The organism is Dysgonomonas sp. 25, from assembly GCF_010501075.1.
In the GTDB taxonomy this organism is placed as follows: domain Bacteria; phylum Bacteroidota; class Bacteroidia; order Bacteroidales; family Dysgonomonadaceae; genus Dysgonomonas.
The window spans coordinates 1-326 of record NZ_QVMN01000047.1 but is presented as its reverse complement, the minus strand read 5'-3'; the positions used below and the strand labels follow the sequence as shown (position 1 = coordinate 326).

1 protein-coding gene is annotated in these 326 nt (G+C 42.6%); it reads left to right on the top strand.

The window, feature by feature from the left end; translation table 11 throughout:
- On the top strand, positions 1-184 hold a 184-nt coding region (locus D0T66_RS16295), incomplete at its 5' end, for a hypothetical protein (protein WP_221412247.1).
- Positions 185-326 lie beyond the last annotated feature (142 nt).

Sequence of the window (326 nt, the reverse complement as noted above, 5' to 3'; positions counted from 1 at the left end):
AGAGACGACGGTAAATCGCTTGGAAACGGAAAAGGTTAATTTGACCACTCAATTTGATACTACCGTAAATATTGATGGCGCTGAGGCGATTACCAACTATTCTTGGGCCAATTACGTATACAATTCGGCCCTTAAGGTAGGGACCAATGTTCTGAGCCCATCATTGTTAGATTTCCTCAATTAAAAGGGAGAGGAGGGAGAACGTGGAGCAACTAATAAAGATTACATCTATTCCCATAGAATATGAACTGAGAGTAGATAATGCCAGACTAGAAATGAAAAGAGGCACCGCAGAGCTTGAGATTACCCGTGAAAAAGGTGGGGGC